General features: G+C 63.9%; 3 protein-coding genes. All 3 read left to right on the forward strand.

Annotated elements, in window-relative coordinates; translation table 11 throughout:
* Positions 1 to 303 (forward strand): enolase C-terminal domain-like protein (locus NP534_RS26320; RefSeq protein ID WP_274100671.1); only part of this gene is annotated, 303 nt, incomplete at its 5' end.
* Between the two features lie 120 nt (positions 304 to 423).
* Complete coding sequence (locus NP534_RS26325; protein ID WP_274100672.1) at positions 424 to 1,983, forward strand: ABC transporter substrate-binding protein; 1,560 nt, start codon at positions 424 to 426, stop codon at positions 1,981 to 1,983.
* A gap of 66 nt (positions 1,984 to 2,049) precedes the next feature.
* Positions 2,050 to 3,087, forward strand: a complete 1,038-nt coding sequence (locus NP534_RS26330) for an ABC transporter permease (RefSeq protein WP_033697928.1) — start codon at positions 2,050 to 2,052, stop codon at positions 3,085 to 3,087.
* The last annotated feature ends 172 nt before the right edge of the window (positions 3,088 to 3,259 follow it).

The raw sequence follows: 3,259 nt of genomic DNA on the forward strand, positions 1-3,259 counted from the left end.
GGGGTCGGCGGTATTGCACCGTGCCTGAAAGTAGCGCACATGGCCGAAGCGTTCGGCATGGATTGCGAAATCCACGGCAACGGCGCAGCCAACCTGGCCGTGGTCGGGGCCATCAAGAACTGCACCTGGTACGAGCGCGGCCTGTTGCACCCGTTCCTCGACTATGACGAGGTGCCGGCCTACCTCAAACGCCTGGTCGACCCGATGGACAAGGACGGTTTCGTCCACCTGTCGGACCTGCCTGGCCTGGGTGAAGAGATCGACTTCGACTACGTCGAGACCCATACATTGCAGCGCTTCTGACCCGTGCATGGCGGCGCGCGACAGCGCGCGCCGCCCGAGAGTCCAATAACTATAAAAAGGCAATCTCACATGAGCGTACTTCCCACATTCTGGGCAGGGGTCCTTGCCGCATCGCTGGCAATGACCTCGGCACCCACTGCTTTGGCCAAGACACCCGCCGACCAGTTGATCGTCGGCATGAGCATGATCAACCTGTTGTCCCTGGACCCAGCCGGTGCCACCGGGCTGGACGTTTCCGAGGTCAACGCCAACCTGTACGACATGCTGCTGGTGCAGGATGCGCAGCAACCGGACCAACTGATACCGGCGCTGGCGCAAAGCTGGCAGGTCAGCGATGACCGCAAGACCCTCACGTTCAAGCTGCGCGAGGGCGTCACGTTCCAGTCCGGCAATGCCTTCAGTGCCGAGGACGTCGTCTGGTCGCTGCAACGCATCCTCAAGCTCAACCTGGCCTTGGCCTCGACCTGGAAGGCTTACGGTTTCACGGCAGGCAATGTCGCCCAGTACATGCGTGCCAGTGATGCGCACACCTTCGTCCTCGAGCTGCCGCGGCCGACCGACCCGCTGCTGGTGCTCAACACCCTGGCGACATCGCCTAGTGCCTTCATTCTCGACCGCAAGGTGGTCCAGCAGCACCAGAAGGGCGATGACCTCGGCGCCGCCTGGCTGACCACGCATGCTGCCGGCAGTGGGCCGTTCATCCTCAATGACTGGCGCGCCAACGATGTGATCCTGATGAGCCGTTTCGACGGTTACTGGGGTGGCCCGGCCAAGCTCAAGCGCATCGTCATGCGCAACATGACCGAATCGCAGTCGCTGCGGCTGATGGTGGAGCGCGGCGACCTGGACCTGGCCAAAGGCATGTCCGCCCCGGACATCGAAGCGCTGGAGAAGTCCGACAAGGTGCGCACCGAGACCGTGCAGCGCGGCACCCTCTACTATGTGGCGCTGAGCGTGAAGCAAAAGCCCTACGACGACGCCCGCGTGCGCAAGGCGGTACGCTCGCTGATCGACTACCAGGGCATCAACCAGACCGTCATGCCGCATTACGGCCAGCTCAACCAGCGCCCACTGCCGTTGGGCCTGCCGGCACGCCTGGACGACCCAGGCTACCGCCTGAACGTGGCCGAGGCGAAACAACTGCTGGCCGAAGCCGGTTACCCCAACGGCTTCAAGACCACCATCCGCGTGCTCACCGAGCCGCCCTTCATCAACATCGCCTCCAGCCTGCAGGCCACCCTGGCCCAGGCGGGTATACAGGCCACCATCGTCACCGGTACCGGCAACCAGATCTACGGCGCCATGCGCGAACGCAGCTTCGACATCCTGGTTGGCCGTGGCGGCGGCGGTGCCGAGCGCCACCCGCATTCGAGCTTGCGCACCCTTGTGTACAACCCGGACAACCGTGACGAAGCCAAGCTGAGCAACTTCCAGGGCTGGCGCACCTCGTTCTACAGCCCCGAGCTGAACAGCCTGATCGAGCAGGCCGAAGTCGAACCCGACAAGGCCCGCCAGCTGGCCCAGTACCAGCAGATCCAGAACACGCTCGACACCCAGGTTGGGGCGATCCTGCCGGTTTCACAGATGACCGACACCGTGGTGCTGTACCACGACGTGCAGAACTATCAGGCCCACAGCGCGGCCACCACCCGTTACAAAGACGTCTACAAGTCGCGATGAGCGGGACGGGGGCGTGCGCGCCCCTGACGCCTCGGTGTTTGCTGAACGCTTTTTCAGGAGCCTGTTATGTTGCTTTCGACTGCCTCTGTGCTGGGCACCCGCGTGTCTGCCACTGCCCGACGGGCCAGCACGGTGCTGGTGACCTTGCTTGGCCTGTTGGCGCTGACGTTCTTCATTGGTCGGGTGATGCCGCTGGACCCGGTGCTGGCCGTGGTCGGTCCGGATGCCGACAGCTCCACCTATGAGCAGGTCTACCAGGCCATGGGCCTGGACAAACCGATCTGGACCCAGTTCGGGCTGTACCTCAACGATTTGCTGCACGGCGATTTCGGCAATGCGCTGCTCACCGGCCACCCGGTGCTGGACGACATCAAGCGGGTGTTCCCGGCGACCATCGAGCTGGCCACGCTGGCGATCCTGTTCGGCATCCTCATCGGCCTGCCACTGGGCGTGGTCGCCGCCAGCAACCAGGGCCGGCTGGGCGACCATGTGGCGCGGGTCATCACCCTGTTCGGCTACTCCACGCCGATTTTCTGGGTGGGCATGATGGGCCTGCTGGTGTTCTACGCCTGGCTTGGCTGGGCCGGCGGGGCAGGGCGCATCGACCTTGCCTACGACGGCATGGTCCCCGATGTGACCGGCCTGCTGCTGATCGACACTGCCTTGGCGCGTGACTGGGAAGCCTTCAGCAGTGCGCTGCGCCACATCATCTTGCCGGGGCTGATCCTCGGGCTGAACTCGGTGGCCTATATCAGCCGCATGACGCGCAGCTTCATGCTCGAGCAGCTCTCCCAGGAATACATCATCACAGCGCGGGTCAAGGGCCTGTCGCGGCGCCAGGTGGTCTGGGGCCATGCGTTTCGCAACATCCTCGTGCAGTTGCTGACCGTCGTCGCGCTGGCCTACGGCTCGCTGCTCGAAGGTGCGGTACTGATCGAGACCGTGTTCGCCTGGCCCGGTTTCGGCCAGTACCTCACCAGCAGCCTGATGCTCGGTGACATGAACGCGGTGATGGGCTGCGTGCTGGTGATCGGCCTGATCTTCGTCGCCCTCAACCTGATCAGCGATGCCCTGTACAAGGTGTTCGACCCAAGGACCCGCTGAGCCCGAGCGGGCCGCGTGAACACATTGCATAACTATAAAAAGAAGGACGCCCACATGAAGACTGTACTCCCCCCGCTGCACATGAGCCTGCTGGGTGCGATCCTGGCGCTGGGGCCAATGGCTGCCGTGCAGGCCAAGACCCCCGCCGACCAACAGCCCTGGCGGTTCATCC

Origin of the sequence: Pseudomonas sp. 39004 (assembly GCF_028682155.1) — a bacterium.
GTDB classification, from domain to species: domain Bacteria; phylum Pseudomonadota; class Gammaproteobacteria; order Pseudomonadales; family Pseudomonadaceae; genus Aquipseudomonas; species Aquipseudomonas capeferrum.

Coding starts and splice junctions, on each gene's coding strand:
- NP534_RS26325 (WP_274100672.1), top strand. CDS start 424: ATGACCTCGGCACCCACTGCTTTGGCCAAGACACCCGCCGACCAGTTG.
- NP534_RS26330 (WP_033697928.1), top strand. CDS start 2,050: ATGTTGCTTTCGACTGCCTCTGTGCTGGGCACCCGCGTGTCTGCCACT.